The sequence below is a fragment of the Pantoea jilinensis genome (assembly GCF_019104105.1).
In the GTDB taxonomy this organism is placed as follows: domain Bacteria; phylum Pseudomonadota; class Gammaproteobacteria; order Enterobacterales; family Enterobacteriaceae; genus Pantoea; species Pantoea eucalypti.
The window spans coordinates 1415760-1433396 of sequence record NZ_CP077746.1; the positions used below are offsets into that span (position 1 = coordinate 1415760).

Here is a 17637-nt window from a genome sequence, read left to right on the forward strand (position 1 = left end):
GGGGATCAATATGAATGACGACAGCGATATTGGCAGCGACAGCCAAGGGCGGTAGCGTGCCCGAATCGTGTTTTTGTTGATAAAGTGAGCAGCGCTGGCGGTGGTTAAGTCAGAGTAATCTGTTGGTATTCATCACAATATTACTGGTTTATGGTTAAGATCATTGGCGTAAACGCCGCAGGAGCTCCCCTTAGAAACGGCTCAGTCTGGAGAGGTTTCGTCGCTTAATGATTTAACAGGCGATAGCCGTTGCGGGTTTAAGGAAATAAAATAAAGAGTTAAATATGCGCGATACAGAATTTACGTTTAAAAGTCTTATTACCAAATTAATGCTGGCATGTTCAGACTTAATTTGTTTCAACGCAGCATTATTTGTGGCGATGATGCTAATTAATCTTCACTCAGGTTCGCCGCTGGCAGATATTTCTGAAAAAGAAATGAATTTAAAAATTGCCACACACATTTGTCTGTCGGTAATTTGTATTGGCTGGTTCTGGGTAAGGCTTCGGCACTATACCTACCGGAAACCTTTCTGGTTCGAATTAAAAGAAGTTTTTCGTACCATTCTTATATTTTCTGTCATCGATCTGTCGATCACCGCACTGTCGCAGTGGCAGATGTCGCGTTTCGTCTGGTTACTGACCTGGGTTCTGGCGCTGATTTTAATTCCAACCTGTCGTGCGCTCTCAAAACGTCTGCTGAATAAAAAAGGCTTGTGGAAGAAACAAACCATTATTATCGGCAGCAGCAAAAATGCGCACGAAGCCTGGCAGGCACTGCAAAGCGAAGAGGTCATGGGTTTTGACGTTATCGCTTTCTACGACGTTGATGGAACCTGTCCGCAGGAGATCATGAATGGCGTGCCAGTGCTGCGTGATGAGCAGGAGCTCTGGAGCCTGACTAACAGCGAAACCCAGTTTATCGTGGCAGTCGAGTATGAGCAGAGTCAGTATCGTGATATCTGGCTAAAATCGCTGGCGATGCATAACTGCCGTTCAGTTTCAGTGATTCCGACCCTGCGTGGTGTTCCGCTTTACGGTACAGACATGGCTTATATCTTTAGCCATGAGGTGATGATTCTGCGTGTTCAGAATAACCTGGCTAAACGCACCTCGCGTTTCCTGAAGCGGGCATTCGATATCGTGGGTGCACTCTCAATTATCCTGATGCTGATGCCAGCGCTGCTGGTGCTGGGCTTCCTGGTGGGCCGTGATGGTGGACCGCCGATTTATGGTCACGAACGTGTGGGAATGAATGGCCGTAAATTCAAATGCCTGAAATTCCGTTCAATGGTCATCAATTCCAAAGAAGTGCTGGAAGAGGTATTACGCACCGATCCGATTGCGCGTGCGGAATGGGATAAAGATTTCAAACTCAAAAATGATCCACGTATTACTAAAGTGGGCCACTTCATCCGTAAAACAAGCCTCGATGAGCTGCCTCAGCTCTGGAACGTGGTGCGCGGTGATATGAGTCTGGTTGGACCTCGTCCGGTCATTGAAGATGAACTCTGTCGTTATGCTGGTGATGTTGATTATTACCTGATGGCTAAGCCGGGCATGACGGGATTGTGGCAGGTCAGCGGTCGTAATGACGTTGACTATGAAACCCGCGTCTATTTCGATTCGTGGTACGTAAAAAACTGGTCACTGTGGAATGACATTGCCATTCTGTTCAAAACAGTGGGTGTGGTGTTAAAACGCGACGGTGCCTATTAACCGTGAGTCGAAATGAGCGTGCTAACGCGCGCTCAGAGGTGTTGTGCCGTTGTCAGGCGTGTCGTTAATAGCGGCCATCACCAGGGATATCGCAGTGCATCCATAGTCCGCTATGATGCAAGGCGTTTCAGGTACACCCTGGTTGATGGCCACTACTTATAACAAGTGGAGCAAGGATAATGAACGACAGGTTCAGTGCTTAAGGCTTTAGTCAGCCAGGATTTACTTTTTGTTGGACGCTTACACAGCGGCGGTTTCGCCTCTATCAATAAATAACTGATAGCGAAGATCTAAATGATTACAATCAAAATGAAATTGATACCCTTGCTGGTATCCGCCACATTCCTTGTCGGGTGTACAATCGAACCCGGTTCTCGTCTTACTACATCAGGAAAAGATGTTATCGAGCAGCAGGATAGCAACTTTGACATCGATAAATACGTCAACGTCTTTCCGTTAACGCCTTCACTGGTTGAAAAGATGCGTCCTAAGCCTCTGGTGGCTCAGACGAACCCGGCACTGCAGAACGAAATTCAGAACTATGAATACCGTATCGGCGTGGGCGATGTCCTGACCGTGACAGTCTGGGATCACCCGGAACTGACCACGCCAGCGGGTCAATACCGTAGCGCTAGCGACACCGGTAACTGGGTGCATTCTGACGGCACCATCTTCTATCCTTACATTGGTCGCGTCCGTGTCGCGGGCCGTACCGTCGGCGAAGTGCGTGACGAAGTTTCGCGTCGTCTGGCTCAGTATATTGAAAGTCCACAGGTTGATGTCAGCATCGCCTCGTTCAAATCGCAGAAAACCTATGTTACGGGTTCTGTGACCACCTCAGGTCAGCAGGCGATCACCAACGTACCGTTGACGGTTCTGGATGCGATCAACGCCGCTGGCGGCCTGGCACCTGATGCTGACTGGCGTAACGTCGTGCTGACGCACAACGGTCGTGAACAGCGCGTCTCTCTGCAGGCACTGATGCAGAACGGCGACCTGAGCCAGAACCACCTGCTCTATCCAGGCGATATTCTTTACGTTCCGCGTAACGATGATCTGAAAATCTTCGTGATGGGTGAAGTGAAGCAGCAAACCACGCTGAAAATGGACCGTAGCGGCATGACGCTGGCGGAAGCGCTGGGCAATGCGGCGGGGATGGATCAAACCACCTCTGACGCTACTGGTGTCTTCGTTATCCGTCCACTGCACGGCACCGATCGCAGCAAGATTGCCAACATCTATCAGTTGAACACCAAAGATGCGGCATCCATGGTGATGGGAACCGATTTCCAGCTCCAGCCTTATGACATCGTCTATGTCACCTCTACACCGCTGACGCGCTGGAACCGTGTGATTTCGCAACTGATACCAACCATTGCTGGTATCAACGATGCGACTCAGGCCGCACAGCGTATCCGCAACTGGTCGAACTAAGGTCTGACCATGATTACGTCCGTGTTAGTCGTTTGCATTGGCAACATCTGCCGCTCTCCTACCGGAGAGCGCCTGTTTAAACGTGCATTGCCCGATTTGGATGTTCGCTCTGCTGGCCTGGGAGCGCTGGTAGGCCATGCGGCCGACAGAATGGCATCCGAGGTCGCGGCAGCGCAGGGCCTGTCGCTGGAAGGACATCAGGCACAGCAACTGACGGCCGAAATGTGCCGCCAGGCTGATCTGATTCTGGTCATGGAAAAGCGACATATTGAACAGGTCAATCGCATCGACCCGGCTGCACGTGGCAAAACCATGTTGCTTGGGCACTGGCTCAATCAGAAAGAAATTGCGGATCCGTACAGAAAAAGCCGTGAGGCCTTTGAAGAGATTTACGGGTTACTGGAAAACGCTACCCAGAAATGGGTCAACGTATTAAGCCGATAGTTGGGATTATCCATGAATATAAAAAATAAGGTCAGAACTGCGCCGGGAGAGGATTCGAATGGATGGGATCTGGCGCATCTTGTGGGACAGCTAATTGATCATCGCTGGATCATTGTTGCCGTTACCGCATTTTTCATGCTGGCGGGAACACTCTACACACTGTTTGCAACACCGATTTACAGCGCAGATGCGTTAGTTCAGGTTGAGCAGAAGAATGCCAGTACCGTCCTGAACGAAATTGACAGCATTCTGCCACAAACGCCAGCCTCCGATACGGAGATCGAGATTCTGGAATCCCGTATGGTCATCGGCAAAACCGTTGACGATCTGGGTCTGGATACTGTGGTTGAGCAGAACTACTTCCCGGTTATCGGCAAGGGCCTGTCGCGCCTGATGGGCAACAAACCTGCTGATATCGCGATTTCGCGTCTGGAAATCCCACGCACTGTCGAAAAACGTAATGTCGAGCTGGAAGTTACCGGTCCGGATAGCTACACCGTCTCTAAAGATGGCGATGAGTTGTTTAAAGGTAAAGTCGGCCAGCTGGAGTCGCACGGCGACATCAGCATGCTGGTGAGCGAGATTCATGCCGATGAAGGCACCAGCTTCACCGTGACTAAGCTGAATGACCTGCAGGCGATCCGTTCCGTACTGGCTAACCTGACCGTTGCAGACAAAGGTAAAGATACCGGCGTACTGGGTCTGGAGTATCTGGGTGAAGATCCCGAGCAGATCAGCAAAGTCCTGAACCAGATTGTGAACAACTATCTGTTACAGAACGTTGAGCGCAAGTCAGAGCAGGCAGAGAAAAGCCTGGATTTCTTACGCACTCAGTTGCCTGCCGTTCGCGCCAAGCTGGATGAAGCAGAAAACAAACTGAATACGTTCCGTCGTCAGAACGAATCGGTTGACCTGTCACTGGAAGCGAAATCCGCCCTGGACTCTTCTGTCAGCGTGCAGAGCCAGTTGAACGAACTGACCTTCCGTGAAGCTGAAGTGTCTCAGCTGTTTACCAAAGATCACCCAACGTATCGCGCGCTGCTTGAAAAACGCAAAACGCTGGAAGGTGAACAGGCTCAGCTGAACAAGAAAATTTCTGGCATGCCACAGACTCAGCAGGAAATCCTGCGTCTGACCCGTGACGTTCAGTCAGGTCAGGAGATCTACATGCAGTTGCTGAACCGTCAGCAGGAGCTGAGCATCAGCAAAGCCAGCACCGTGGGTGATGTCCGCATCATCGACAATGCGCAGACGGCTAATTCACCGGTTGCACCGAAGAAGCTGCTGATTATCGCTGCAAGCCTGATTCTGGGCCTGTTTGTGTCAGTGGGTCTGGTTCTGCTGAAAGCCCTGCTGCATCACGGTATCGAGAACCCTGAACAGCTGGAAGAGCTGGGCATGAATGTCTACGCCAGCGTTCCACTCTCTGAGTGGCAGCGTAAGAAAGATACCGAAGCGCTGGCGCGTCGTGGCAGCAAGGTGAAAACCGACCCGCACGAAACACTGCTGGCGCTGGGTAATCCGACTGACCTCTCCATCGAAGCGATTCGTAGCCTGCGCACCAGCCTGCACTTCGCCATGATGGAAGCGAAAAACAACATCCTGATGATCACCGGCGCCAGCCCGGGTATTGGTAAAACCTTTATCTGTGCCAACCTGGCGACACTGGTCGCGAAAGCGGGTCAGCGTGTTCTGTTTATCGATGGCGACATGCGTCGTGGTTACACCCACGAGCTGCTGGGCGCGGATAACAAATCAGGCCTGTCAAACGTGCTCTCCGGTAAAACGGAATTCAGCCCGGCGCTGATTCAGCAGGGCGTCTACGGTTTCGACTTCCTGCCACGTGGTCAGGTTCCACCGAACCCGTCTGAGCTGCTGATGCATCGTCGTATGGGTGAGCTGCTGGATTGGGCGAGCAAGAACTACGACCTGGTGTTAATCGATACGCCGCCAATCCTGGCCGTCACCGATGCGTCAATTATCGGTAAAATGGCCGGTACTTCACTGATGGTGGCGCGTTTCGAAGCCAATACCACCAAAGAAGTGGACGTCAGCTTCAAACGCTTTGCCCAGAACGGTATTGAGATTAAAGGTGTGATCCTCAACGCCGTGGTGCGTAAAGCCGCCAATGCTTACGGACATGGTTATGACTACTACGCCTATGACTACAGCAAGCCCAGCAAAAGCTGATCATTGAGTAATAACCAGGGGGCGGTCTGACCGCCCCTTTTTATCGTCCTTTTGAATGACGACACGCATCAATTTACACAGGTTATTCTGTCCAAACCCACAAAAGCGATACCTCTATAAATCGCATGGCGAGCGTCAATCAACAGAATTCATCACCAGCATGGCATTGCCTGCACGCAATGTGTGACCGTACTGTCAGGTTTACTGAAAAGCCCGTCGGGAAGGCGAAGCGTGATTATTGCTGGCATGAGAACTTGTGGAATTAAGGAATCACACCATGGCTCCATATTGGTATGTATCAGGATTTTTACTGCTGATTTCGCTGTTTGAATTAGCCCTGAAAAAAGACGAACGCACAAATCATATTCTGACCTGGCTGCTCTGTTTTGCTGCCATTCTATTGATTGTTTTTGGGGGAATACGCGGCCTTGGCACCGGCATGGATGACTTCCAGTACCGGAGCTTCTTTGAGGACTTTGTTCGACGTATAGAGATTAACGGCTTCTTTAAAACCGTTGCTTTTTTCCGTTACGAACCGCTGATTTTTGCCACGGCCTGGATCACCAGTCTGTTTTCGCATAATGCCAGCATCTTTCTGTTTGTTTTCTGCGCCCTTGCTGTTTCCATCAATGCTTACTTTTTCAGAAAGATGTCACCGTATCCGGTGCTGGCGCTGGTGCTCTATTCAGCGCACATCTTTATTAACAAAGATATAAACCAGATTCGCTTTGGCCTGAGTTCTGCGCTGTTCCTTGGTGTCCTGTGGTCAATCTATCTCAAGCGTTACTGGTGGGCTTTTGCCTTCTTTATTCTGTCGTTTACAAGCCATAACACTGCCGTAATGGTGGTAACACTTGTGCCGTTCCTGTTTATTCGCGACTGGCGCTGGTGGCCTGTGGTCATTATCGTTGCCAGTCTGCCGCTGTCCGTAGTGGGCGGATCCAGCTTTGTTGCCCTGATTGCGGGTCATCTTGGATCGCTGGGGGAAAGGGCATCGGGCTATAACAATGACCCATCCTACGCAATGGGTGGCAGCATCCTGGCCGTATCGAACCTGAAAAACATCATGCTGGTGTTTGTCTTCTTCTATTTCATGCTTACTGACCAGTTGAAGCGCGAAAATTATGCTCAGTATCGTCTTAACTATCTGCTGATCATGAGTTTTGCTATTGGCGGTGCTGTCAGGATCTTCCTGTACAACTTCCCTTCAGGTTCGCGCCTGTCCAACTATTTGCAACAGGTCGAGCCGATCATCCTGACCTCACTGATTTATCAGGCAAGGCGATCGTGGAAGCCAGCGCTGTACGCCATGCTGGTGTTCTTCCTGCTCTATTACCTCTACTACAACACCATTTCAACCAAGCAGGCCGTTACTGGCTATGAAGTGGCGCGGGAGTTTTGGCTGGTCCACTGATTGACCCGTCGGGCGCCCCTTCGTGATAAGTGTCACGCGGGGGCGCTCGCGTGTGAGAATTCAGATTTTTAATCGACCGTTGTCGACTGAACTGTTTATTTTTTTGAACTTTTTAATGAGGTGCTGGCAATGAAGGACATTCGTTTCTCCATCGTAATTCCGGCTTATAACGCGTCAGAATCGATTGTCACGACGCTGGATTGCGTTAAAGCACAAACGTATCGTAATTTCGAAGTCATCATCGTGGATGATAAGTCTGCAGATGCCGCCGCGCTAGCGGAGGTCGTTCGCAGCGAACGCTATCAGGATCTCGACATCAATCTGGTGCTTTCTGAGGTCAAACTCAACGGGGCCGGTGCACGTAACAAAGGCATTGAGCTGGCGACCGGTGATTATGTCAGTTTTCTTGACGCCGATGATGAGTGGGCGGCGGACAAACTGCAGCAGGTAACTGAAAAAATTGCTCAACTGGACGCACAGGGCAAAAAGAATGTCGTTATTTTCAGCCAGGTAAATATCTATCAGGACGGCACATTCCTGAAAGTGATGCCAATGCAGCCACCAGGCAAAAATGAAACCGTCGCTGAGTATCTGTTCGGCTGTTATGGCTTTATCCAGACCAGCACGATTGTGCTGAAACGGGAAGATGCGGCGAAAATTCAGTTCGATACCCGCTACATCCGTCATCAGGATTATGATTTCTGCATTCGTGCCGACCGCATGGGCTATGACTTTGTGATGATTGCCGCACCGCTGGCGAACTACCACCTGGTCACAAAATTTGGCTCAAAACATAAAGGCGAATCGGTGAATTACTCGATGTTCTGGCTTGATAGCATGAAGCCGCATCTTACCCCGCGTGATATCCACACCTACAAAGCTTTTAAGCTGCCGCTGCGCTACAAAATGGACGGTAAGTCGCTGATGGCGAGCCTGAGCTTTGCTCGCTACTTCTTCCTCACCAATAAAGACAACCGTGCTTATTTTATGAACCGGGTTAAAGACAAGGTCAAAGCACGTTTTGGCGGTGAGAAAGCGATCTCCTGACGCGCACTGCGCCTCGCTCTGCTCCTGATACCAGGAGCACCTCTCTTTTCGTTTACATTCAGGGTTGAAGATGAATACTTCTGTTGGAACCGTTGGCATTGTTATGCCTATGTACAATGCCCGTCAGACCGTGTTACGCGCTGTGCAATCGGTTATCAATCAGCACTATACCGACTGGCACCTCTATCTGGTCAACGATAAATCCACTGATGACTCGCTGGCATTTGTGCGGGAGCATTGTCAGGATCCGCGCATTACCATTCTGGATAACGCGGTCAACATGGGCGCAGCAGAGACCCGCAACGTCGGACTGCGCGCGGCCACTGAAGAGATTATTGCCTTTCTTGACAGCGATGATGAGTGGCATGCGGATAAGCTGACCCAGCAGGTAGCTGCTATCGCCGCCGGTGATGATTTTGTGATTACCGAATATCACTATAAAACCCGCAAGGCTGAGCACGACATTACCTACGGAAAGCCTTACCTGCAGCAGGACAACTTTGTGAAAAAGCAGTATCGCGTCTGCTTCTCCTCTGTCTGTTTCCGTCGTCCGCCACAGGGACTTTTCTTCCAGCGCAAAGGTCATGAAGATTTCCTGTTTTTGTATGAATTATTCACCCGCTATAAGCAGGCACGGGTAATTCAGACGATTCTTGTCAACTATTACGAATTAGGCGATTCCCTTTCTCGCAATAAGAACAAAGCAGCCCAGTGGCACCTTGAATTATTAAGAATTATCTATAAAAACAATCCGTTAAAAATCTATTACTATTACGCCTGGTATATGGTGAATGGTGTGCTGTTTACCCTTAAGCATCGTTGAGCCTGTCGGCAGGATTGTCTTTATTATTTGAGGTGGATAGCGTTTCATGAAAAAAATTGTCCTAGTGATCAAAGATGCTTATTCGTATGCGGGCACCGAGAACATCTGTAACTTCATGTCAGAGTGTCTTGGCGAAACACATGACGTCACCATCTACTCGCTGGAAGGCAGTGGTAAGACTTTTTATCCGTTTGAACATGTCAGACAGATTGTCAGCTTCGAAGGGCAGAGCAACCCCATTAAAAGCGCGGTAGCCCGGATCCACGAAGAGGGTTTCGATACCGTCTTCCTGATCAGCATGGGGCGTCTGAGCGTCATGTTTGCCTTCTGGAATCTGCTGGCAATGAAGAAGAAACGGGGCAAAGCCTACGCCTGCGAGCACATTGCCATTAACTCCTTCAGCAAGCCGATCAAGTTCCTCAAGTTTCTGCTGCTGCGCTACTACGACCGCGTGATTGTTCTGACCGACAAAGATCATCAGGTGTTCAGCCGCTGGCACATTCCCAGCAAGCAAATTCCTAACCCCGTCGTCTACAAAGGTTTTCAGCGTCAGACTCGTCATCGTCAGGCGCTGGCGGTGGGCCGTCTGGATAACCAGAAGGGGTTTGATCTGATGCTGGATATCTGGCGCGACTTTGCACGCAGCCATCCGGACTGGACGCTGGTGATTGCCGGTGATGGTGAACTGCGTCAGCAGCTGCACGATCAGGCCGCCGTACTGGGCATCACTGACAGCGTGAAGTTTGTCGGTAAGGTCAGCAATATCAATGACTACTACCGTGACAGCGATATGGCGCTGATGACCTCGCGTTATGAAGGATTACCACTGGTGCTGCTGGAAGCAAAATCCTGGTCACTGCCCGTTGTAGCGTATGACTGTCCGACCGGACCGCAGGAGATCATCAATCACGGTGAAGACGGTTTCCTGGTTCCGATGAATGATAAAGCCACGTTTCTGGCACGAATGGAGCAGCTCGCCACCGATGACGCGCTGTTCTATGCCATGAGCGAAAAAACCAAACAAACCGCGCTGAAATTCGACGGTAACCAGATTAAGCAAAGCTGGCTGTCATTGGTTTAACCGGAGCTGGAAACGCTCACTTGCGACGTGCCTCAGGGACACCGCCATGGCCAATGGCCTTATTGACTACGGGAATTGATGCATGAAAAGAAGAGAAGTTTTACAGACCGCCGCCTCCGCTCTGGTGGGGGCTCTCTCCGTGAGCACCTTTTCCAGCTACGCTGCAAAAAGTAACGGTATTTCCCTGAAGCCGGTTGATGCCACTAATATCCCGAAAGGCGACGTGCCGATCCTGACGCCAGAAAATGTCTACGCGATGCCACCGCAATTCTGGCAGAGCTTTGAAGGAAAACTCTGGATTGGTAAAGCGGGTGCGGATGCCAGTAAGCCTGGCAACCAGATACCGGTCTTCCTGCGTGACGCCAGTGGTAAAGTGTCTGAGATTGCGCAGCCCATCGCGCTGAATAAAGGCAATTTTACCCAGTTTATTCAGGACAATGCCGCATTGATTGCCGATCCTTCGCATTCGATGACAGTGGAAGACAGCAACGGTCAGACGCTGTTCAACATTGCGGATGTCAGTCGTCCGGGCGCTGCAGATTTCAGTCAGCGTCTGGCGCAGCCAGCGGGTTATCAGCTGATTGGTGAGATTGCGTCTGTGGCGGAGTTACGTAAAACCCGTCCACTGTTTGAAGGGGCCAAGGTTAAGCTGAAAAGCTGGCATGAAGGACGGGAAGTTGGCGGCGGCGAGTTTGTCGGGAGCTTCCAGCCTGCCCAGAATGATGGCGGCGTAAACTTTGCCGGTGAGGGGTTCTCCTGGCGTCGTGTGGTAGACGATTTTAACCGCCTGACGCTGTTTGATTTCGGTGCGATTGCCGATGGCAAAACCGATACGGCACCCGCCATTATGGCGATGTTCCAGTGGTCGCAGCAGGCTAACCAGCAGATCTGCGTCCAGTTCCCGGCCGGTACCTTTATGGTCTCAGCCTGTAACCTTGGCGATAAGTATCTCAACTTCTTCCGCATGTCCGGTGCGATGGTGAACTTCGGCTATTTTCCAGCGACCACAATTGTCTCGGATGGTAAGTCAGCGTTCGTCTTTGAGATGAATGCCCGTCGCGTTGAACTTTCTAACCTGATTTTTAATGGCAACAGCGATAAGAGTGCGAATCAGCAGGGCTTTTTCCATAACAACTGTCCTGGCGGACAATATTTCCGGGGTGCCTGCCTGCGCTTTAACGCCGTTGGCGGCACGGCCATCAGCCTGCAGGATACCCTCGATTGTAAAATTGACCAGTGGTACGCCTCTCGTTGCAGCGGCGACGTAATTAAATCGGGCTGGTCAGGGCAGAAGCAGGGCAAATGGGACCACAGCACCGCAATTGAGCTGTCAAACTTCAATGCGCAGCACTGTCGTGGCGGTAAAGTCCTTAACCTGCCGCGCTGCGGTCAGTCAATTATCCATAACGGCTGGATTGAGCACTGCGATAACCCAGGCGATCTCTCCAACGGCCAGTGGATCGTTGATGCACTGAGCATTGAAGATTGTAAGAATCCGCTTATCGCCCATAACACTCGCCTGAATATGCGTCAGACCAGTCTCCAGTCGGGCAGCTGGATTGATAACTCCATGCAGGGCGATCGTCTGCTCAGCATCTGGGAGATGGGGTCGACCCGCGTCGAGTCCTATGGCGTCGCACTGGATGGCAGCCTGAAGTACAACTACATCACCTCGCGCTGGCGCTTAGAGAACAACACGAATCAGGAAACCTGGTTTGATCTCGGTAGCCTCTACTCACCGACGGTGGGGGATTCATGGGAGATCGAGATTTTCGGTCAGTCGCAATTCAGTAACGGCAGTGGTGATAAGCCGCTGATGAACCTGATCGGCGACAAGACCACCGGCGGCCGCGCGGTAATCCACGTGCAGCGTAAGAAAGACCGCTCGGAAGCGAGCTGGTCAGCCGAAGGCAGCTGCCCGATTGTGGATGTGCGCTATGTGGCTGAGCATGACACCGATGTGCATCTCTACGTCAAACTGGCGGGCTGGACGCCGTCGGCTGCCGTGCTGGTGAAAACCACCGGTAAAGATCGCTTTGTGACCGGGCGCTGTGCGCGGGTCAATGCGGTAATGGAGAAGGGCAATCCACCGTCAGGTGACGCGACGAAACGCGCGCCACAGCGCTTCAGCCTGCACAACGGCAAAGCGGGTATCGGTGCCAACGAGCAGGGCGATCTGTTAATGGCTTCCCGTCCGATCTCAGCCGATCAGGTTGATACCAGTAAGCCAGAAGGGTTTGTTTCCGTGGTAATCAACGGGAAACAGGTTGCACTGCCTTACTTCGCGATTAAGTCGTAACAGCGTCTATAACGGCCGCCAGAATGGAGGCGGCCGGTTTCAACAGGAGCACTACCTTTGGGTGCGTTATCCCGTAAAGCATTACTTTTAATCAGAGTTCATTTTGCCCATTGCGGATCTGGGCGGCTTTCAGAATTAAAAAAAATTCATTCGGAGTTTTTATGAAAATTTTATTGGTGGGTAACCACACGTGTGGGAACCGCGGGGATGGCGCGATTCTTCGTGGACTGATTGATTCAATGCGGTCTGCACGGAGTGATTTAGAGATTGACGTTATAAGCCGTTATCCAACCAGCTCCGGTTATCTGCTCCAGCAGGATATACAGCAGGATGCGCTGTATCTGCACAACAGCAAGTCTGGTAAAGGTCTGGTCGGTTCGTTTAAACGTAAAGTCGCGAACCGCCTGATGCCCGATATCATGATGGCGCATCTGGGCAAGGGCGGTATCTTTAAGTCCTTCTCAGTACCACCACACCTGAAAGCATTTACGGAAAGTCTGGAAAAATATGATGCGATTATTCAGGTGGGCGGATCGTTCTTCGTTGACCTCTATGGCGTAACCCAGTTCGACCATGCGCTCTGTGCACTGATGGCCAAAAAGCCGATCTACCTGATTGGTCACTCGGTGGGGCCTTTCCAGAACCCGCGCGTTAATGCGCTGGCGAATTTTGTCTTTGATCGGGTCGACAGCCTGGTGCTGCGCGAATCGGTCAGCCTTGATCTGATGAAGCGCGATGGTGTGACCAGCTCTAAAGTGGCGTCTGGTGTGGATACCGCTTTCCTGGTACGTGCGCGTGAAGTCGAAAACCCAAGCCATAACCTGCTCTACTGGCAGGGCATTATCGATGGTCGTAAAACCATCGCGATCACCGTGCGTGAACTGGCGCCGTTTGATAAACGTCTGGGTGTCACACAGAAAGAGTATGAAGCAGCATTTGGCCGGGTCATCAACGCCATGATTGCGGAAGGCTATCAGGTTGTGGCGTTCTCAACCTGTACCGGCATCGACAGCTATGCCAAAGATGATCGCATGGTCGCACTGACACTGCGTGACCACGTGACGCAGCCTGAACATTACCATGTCATCATGGATGAGTTTAATGACCTGGAGCTGGGCATCCTGCTGAGTCATTGTCATCTGACCATTGGTACCCGCCTGCACTCGGCGATTATCTCCATGAACTTTGGCACCCCGGCTGTGGCAATCAACTACGAGCACAAGTCGATGGGTGTGATGAACCAGCTTGGTCTGCCGCAGATGGCAACCGACGTAAAAAGCCTGATGGATGGCTCGCTGATCGATAAGGTAAAAACGGTCCTTGCCGATTACGACAACATCAAGCTGAAGGTCAACACGGCCGTTGCGAATGAAAGGGAAATTGGCAACCGGATCACTGAAGAGATTCTCAAAGTATTAGGGTAATGTGATGAAACTGACTTTTTTCACCATGCGTTTCCCGGTTGCCTCTGAGACATTCGTACTAAATCAGGTAACCCATTTTATTGATGCCGGTTACGAGGTGGAGATCATTTCAGTCTTTCCCGGCGATTTAGTGAACCGGCATGCCGCGTTTGATGAGTATGGTCTGGCGGCGAAGACGCACTATCTGCTGCCGGAAGAGAAAATCTCAATTGTCGATAAGCTGAACCAGCGTATCAAACTGGTGCTGCCAAAAGTGACCAAACCGTCGCTGCTGCGTTCGCTGAATGTACGCCGTTATGGCGCGCAGTCCAGTAAACTGCTGCTGCCGTCGATTGTGGCGAATGCAAAGCAGACCTTCACTGCAGATGTGTTCCTGGTGCATTTCGGCTATGCCGGTGCGCTGGCGAACAAGCTGCGTGAACTGGGCGTGCTCAAGGGTAAACAGGCGACCGTGTTTCATGGCGCCGATATTTCCCGTCGTCACATTCTGGAAGAGCACAAACTCGATTACGTCAATCTGTTCCGCCAGAGTGAGCTGATGCTGCCTATCAGCCATCTGTGGGAGAACAAGCTGATCGAGATGGGCTGTCCGCCGGAAAAAATTCACGTGACGCGTATGGGCATTGAACCGGAGAAATTTAACTTCCAGCCGCGGCAGGCGTTCCAGACGCCGCTGCGTATCGTTTCGGTGGCGCGTCTGACCGAGAAGAAAGGGCTGGATGTGGCGGTCAAAGCCAGCGCCATCCTGAAGCAGCGTGGCGGTCAGTTTCAGTACACCATCATCGGCAATGGCGATCAGGATGAGATGATGCGTGATTTCATCGCCCGCGAGGGGATGGAGGATTGCGTCAGCATGCCGGGCTTCAAACCGCAGGAGGAGATTCGTCGTGCGCTGAGCGAAGCCGATATCTTCCTGCTGCCGTCTAAAACCGCCGCAGATGGTGACATGGAAGGTATTCCGGTTGCACTGATGGAGGCGATGGCGGTGGGCCTGCCGGTGGTCTCAACCTTCCACAGTGGTATTCCGGAACTGATTGAGAACAACGTGTCTGGCTGGCTGGTGGAAGAGGATGATCCTGAGGCGCTGGCGGAAACGCTGCTGAAGCTCTCTCAGGGCGAAGTGGATGTGGCGCCAGTCGTCGCAGCTGCACGTCACAAAGTTGAGACTGAATTTAATCAGCATATCGCCTATGGCGAACTGGCACAGATTCTGGAGCGACTGGTGTGAGTGGATTTAAGTCACAGGCGATTTGGCTGTTCGGCAGCACCTGCTTTTCCGCAGTGTTGCAGGTTGCACAGCTGAGCTTTCTCGCCCGCAAACTGGAAACCCACGAGCTGGGCCTGTTAGCCATCATCAACGCCATCCTGGCGGTGGCGGGTGTACTGCAGGATATGGGGATGAGCAGTTATCTGGTGCATCGCCAGAATATTACTCGTCGTGAGCAGAGCACTATCTACTGGGTGAACGTCTCACTCAGCTTGTGCACCGGTCTGATCATGTTACTGATCGCCTTCCCGGTTTCCTGGTTCTATCATCTGCCAGAGCTGACCGGGCTGATCATGCTGACCAGCCTGAACTTCCTGGTGCTGGGGCATCTGTCCCAATATCAGGCGCACTACATCAAAACCAAGCGGATGGTCTCGCTGGCGAAGATTGAGATGGGCACCAAGCTGTTTGCCTTCCTCTGTGTCGTGGCGATGCTGGAGTTCACCTCGCTCACGGTGGCAGCCGCGATTCTGGGTCTGTTTATCAACGCCTTTACCCGCATCCTTTGCATGATTGCGCTGGGCGAAAAGTCATGGCGTCCGACGTGGGAGTTCGACAAAGCGACCTTTATCGGCGCCATTCGCTACGGCAGCTATCAGCTCGGCTCGCAGACTATTAATCAGCTGCGTACCCAGGCGGATGCGCTGGTGGTGGGTAAAGTGATGGGTGCCGAGATGCTGGGTGTCTACTCGCTGGCGAAAGAGCTGGTACTGCAACCGCTGAAGCTGGTCACGCCGGTGATCAACCGTCTGGCACTGCCACGTTTTGCTGAAAAGCAGCACGATGCCGAGCAGCTGAAAAAGCTGTTCCTGAAGGGCACGCTGGGGATCATGTTGTTCAGCAGCGCGATGTACCTGGTGATTGGTATCTTCTCGCCGGTCATCGTCCGTGTACTTTATGGTGCGTCGCATGAGCAGGTTTATCATCTGATTCCACTAATGCTGCTGTTTGGCATGCTGCGACCGATGGGCGGCCTGACCGGGGCGATTTCACAGGCCAACGGGCGGACCAACGTAGAGTTTTACTGGAACATTGTGGCGAGTATTGTGGTGCTGGCCGTACTGGCGACCACCTTTATCTGGCCTAACGTGCTCTACGTGGCGCTGACGCTCTCTATCTCGCAGATCCTGATCTCCGCACTGGCGCATCCGTTCTTTATCAAGCCGGTGATTGGCATTCGGTTTATTCCTTATGCCCGTCAGTGGGTGGCGGTGTCGGTGGTATTTGTCGGTGTGATGTTGCTGGTAAATCACTTTAATCTGTTTGTGATGCCAGAGTGGTTTGAAGGCTGGCTCTGATTACTGCACAGATATATCAACGGGCGACCTTAGGGTCGCCCGTTTTCATTTATGGCTGGTCTCAGGCATCCAACGGATAGTGCTGCAGATCACAGTCGTCATATTTGATTACTGATTGTCTTTATTCAGTTTATGCCGTATCTGGCAATGGGCAAAATGCCGAATTTCCAAGATATGACAGAGAGTTACTGTCCGCTTTTCAGATAAAGATTATACTTGGACTTCCGGCCGATCCTGCATAATCGACCCACATCTTCATTTTATTAAACGGAATAAATATGACCAAGCTTAAAGCAGTAATCCCCGTTGCGGGCCTCGGTATGCATATGCTCCCTGCGACTAAAGCCATTCCGAAAGAGATGCTGCCTGTCGTCGACAAACCGATGATCCAGTACATCATTGACGAGTGCGTTGCCGCGGGTATTAAAGAGATTGTGCTGGTCACGCATGCATCTAAAAATGCAGTAGAAAACCACTTCGACACCACTTACGAGCTGGAAGCACTGCTCGAAGCACGCGTTAAGCGTCAGCTACTGAGCGAAGTGCAGTCTATCTGCCCGCCAGGCGTAACGATCATGAACGTGCGTCAGGCACAGCCACTGGGCCTGGGTCACTCCATTCTCTGTGCCCGTCCAATGATCGGTGATAACCCGTTCGTGGTGGTGCTGCCAGACGTCCTGCTGGATGATTCTACCGCGGACCACATGCGTTATAACCTGGCTGCAATGGTTGCCCGTTTCGAAGAGACCGGCCACAGCCAGGTTCTGGCACAGCATATGCCAGCGTCCGATCTGACTGAGTACTCAGTGATCACCACTGCAGAGCCGATTGAACACCCAGGTGACATCAGCACCATCACCGATTTCGTTGAGAAGCCAGAAGATACTGCAGGACTGAGCTCTGACCTGGCAGCGGTAGGTCGCTATGTTCTTTCTGCTGATATCTGGGCGGAACTGGAGCGCACTGAGCCAGGCGCATGGGGTCGTATTCAGCTGACCGATGCGATTGCCAGCCTGAGCAAAAACAAAACCGTTGATGTTTCGCTGCTGACCGGTCACAGTTTCGACTGCGGTCGTAAACTTGGATACATGCAGGCGTTTGTCTCTTACGGACTGCGCAGTAACACGCAGGGTCGTGAGTTCCGCGAAGCTATCCAGACCATCCTCGCAAAACAAAAGTAATAAATTCGCCGCGTTCT

General features: G+C 51.7%; 13 protein-coding genes. All 13 read left to right on the forward strand.

All coding sequences use genetic code 11. From position 1 onward, the window contains the following. Nucleotides 1-284 precede the first annotated feature (284 nt). The 13 genes from wbaP to galF all read left to right on the forward strand — a co-directional run bounded on the left by wbaP (nt 285) and on the right by galF (nt 17620). Nucleotides 285-1718, forward strand: a complete 1434-nt coding sequence (gene wbaP / locus KTJ90_RS06555; RefSeq protein WP_004571283.1) for an undecaprenyl-phosphate galactose phosphotransferase WbaP — start codon at nt 285-287, stop codon at nt 1716-1718. A gap of 294 nt (nt 1719-2012) precedes the next feature. Next, nucleotides 2013-3152, forward strand: a complete 1140-nt coding sequence (locus KTJ90_RS06560) for a polysaccharide export protein (RefSeq protein ID WP_033762024.1) — start codon at nt 2013-2015, stop codon at nt 3150-3152. A gap of 9 nt (nt 3153-3161) precedes the next feature. Next, nucleotides 3162-3596: an arsenate reductase/protein-tyrosine-phosphatase family protein gene (locus KTJ90_RS06565; RefSeq protein WP_008926086.1), complete on the forward strand. Its 435-nt coding sequence runs from the start codon at nt 3162-3164 to the stop codon at nt 3594-3596. A 12-nt stretch (nt 3597-3608) separates the two neighbouring features. Beyond that, a complete protein-coding gene (wzc, locus tag KTJ90_RS06570) occupies nt 3609-5786 on the forward strand; it encodes a tyrosine-protein kinase Wzc (RefSeq protein WP_004571284.1) in 2178 nt (725 codons plus the stop codon). Nucleotides 5787-6063: 277 nt separating this feature from the next. After that, nucleotides 6064-7200, forward strand: a complete 1137-nt coding sequence (locus KTJ90_RS06575) for an EpsG family protein (protein WP_004571285.1) — start codon at nt 6064-6066, stop codon at nt 7198-7200. Nucleotides 7201-7329: 129 nt separating this feature from the next. Continuing rightward, a complete protein-coding gene (locus tag KTJ90_RS06580; protein ID WP_004571286.1) occupies nt 7330-8247 on the forward strand; it encodes a glycosyltransferase family 2 protein in 918 nt (305 codons plus the stop codon). A 70-nt stretch (nt 8248-8317) separates the two neighbouring features. Next, nucleotides 8318-9070 (forward strand): glycosyltransferase family 2 protein, encoded by a 753-nt coding sequence (locus KTJ90_RS06585; protein ID WP_039659802.1) that lies wholly within the window; start codon nt 8318-8320, stop codon nt 9068-9070. A 46-nt stretch (nt 9071-9116) separates the two neighbouring features. Beyond that, on the forward strand, nt 9117-10151 hold the full coding sequence (locus KTJ90_RS06590) for a glycosyltransferase (protein WP_004571288.1): 1035 nt from the start codon (nt 9117-9119) through the stop codon (nt 10149-10151). An 82-nt stretch (nt 10152-10233) separates the two neighbouring features. Then, a complete protein-coding gene (locus KTJ90_RS06595; protein WP_499026038.1) occupies nt 10234-12450 on the forward strand; it encodes a phage tailspike protein in 2217 nt (738 codons plus the stop codon). Between the two features lie 161 nt (nt 12451-12611). After that, complete coding sequence (gene wcaK / locus KTJ90_RS06600) at nt 12612-13874, forward strand: colanic acid biosynthesis pyruvyl transferase WcaK (RefSeq protein ID WP_008926077.1); 1263 nt, start codon at nt 12612-12614, stop codon at nt 13872-13874. Nucleotides 13875-13878: 4 nt separating this feature from the next. Beyond that, the gene (locus KTJ90_RS06605; RefSeq protein ID WP_004571291.1) at nt 13879-15102 is read left to right on the forward strand and encodes a glycosyltransferase; all 1224 of its coding nucleotides are present in this window, start codon (nt 13879-13881) and stop codon (nt 15100-15102) included. Then, nucleotides 15099-16439, forward strand: a complete 1341-nt coding sequence (locus tag KTJ90_RS06610; RefSeq protein WP_004571292.1) for a lipopolysaccharide biosynthesis protein — start codon at nt 15099-15101, stop codon at nt 16437-16439. Before KTJ90_RS06605 ends, KTJ90_RS06610 begins: the two co-directional genes overlap by 4 nt. A 278-nt stretch (nt 16440-16717) precedes the next feature. Continuing rightward, on the forward strand, nt 16718-17620 hold the full coding sequence (galF, locus tag KTJ90_RS06615; RefSeq protein WP_004571293.1) for a UTP--glucose-1-phosphate uridylyltransferase GalF: 903 nt from the start codon (nt 16718-16720) through the stop codon (nt 17618-17620). Nucleotides 17621-17637: the final 17 nt, after the last annotated feature.

Coding starts and splice junctions, on each gene's coding strand:
- wbaP (WP_004571283.1), top strand. CDS start 285: ATGCGCGATACAGAATTTACGTTTAAAAGTCTTATTACCAAATTAATG.
- KTJ90_RS06560 (WP_033762024.1), top strand. CDS start 2,013: ATGATTACAATCAAAATGAAATTGATACCCTTGCTGGTATCCGCCACA.
- KTJ90_RS06565 (WP_008926086.1), top strand. CDS start 3,162: ATGATTACGTCCGTGTTAGTCGTTTGCATTGGCAACATCTGCCGCTCT.
- wzc (WP_004571284.1), top strand. CDS start 3,609: ATGAATATAAAAAATAAGGTCAGAACTGCGCCGGGAGAGGATTCGAAT.
- KTJ90_RS06575 (WP_004571285.1), top strand. CDS start 6,064: ATGGCTCCATATTGGTATGTATCAGGATTTTTACTGCTGATTTCGCTG.
- KTJ90_RS06580 (WP_004571286.1), top strand. CDS start 7,330: ATGAAGGACATTCGTTTCTCCATCGTAATTCCGGCTTATAACGCGTCA.
- KTJ90_RS06585 (WP_039659802.1), top strand. CDS start 8,318: ATGAATACTTCTGTTGGAACCGTTGGCATTGTTATGCCTATGTACAAT.
- KTJ90_RS06590 (WP_004571288.1), top strand. CDS start 9,117: ATGAAAAAAATTGTCCTAGTGATCAAAGATGCTTATTCGTATGCGGGC.
- KTJ90_RS06595 (WP_499026038.1), top strand. CDS start 10,234: ATGAAAAGAAGAGAAGTTTTACAGACCGCCGCCTCCGCTCTGGTGGGG.
- wcaK (WP_008926077.1), top strand. CDS start 12,612: ATGAAAATTTTATTGGTGGGTAACCACACGTGTGGGAACCGCGGGGAT.
- KTJ90_RS06605 (WP_004571291.1), top strand. CDS start 13,879: ATGAAACTGACTTTTTTCACCATGCGTTTCCCGGTTGCCTCTGAGACA.
- galF (WP_004571293.1), top strand. CDS start 16,718: ATGACCAAGCTTAAAGCAGTAATCCCCGTTGCGGGCCTCGGTATGCAT.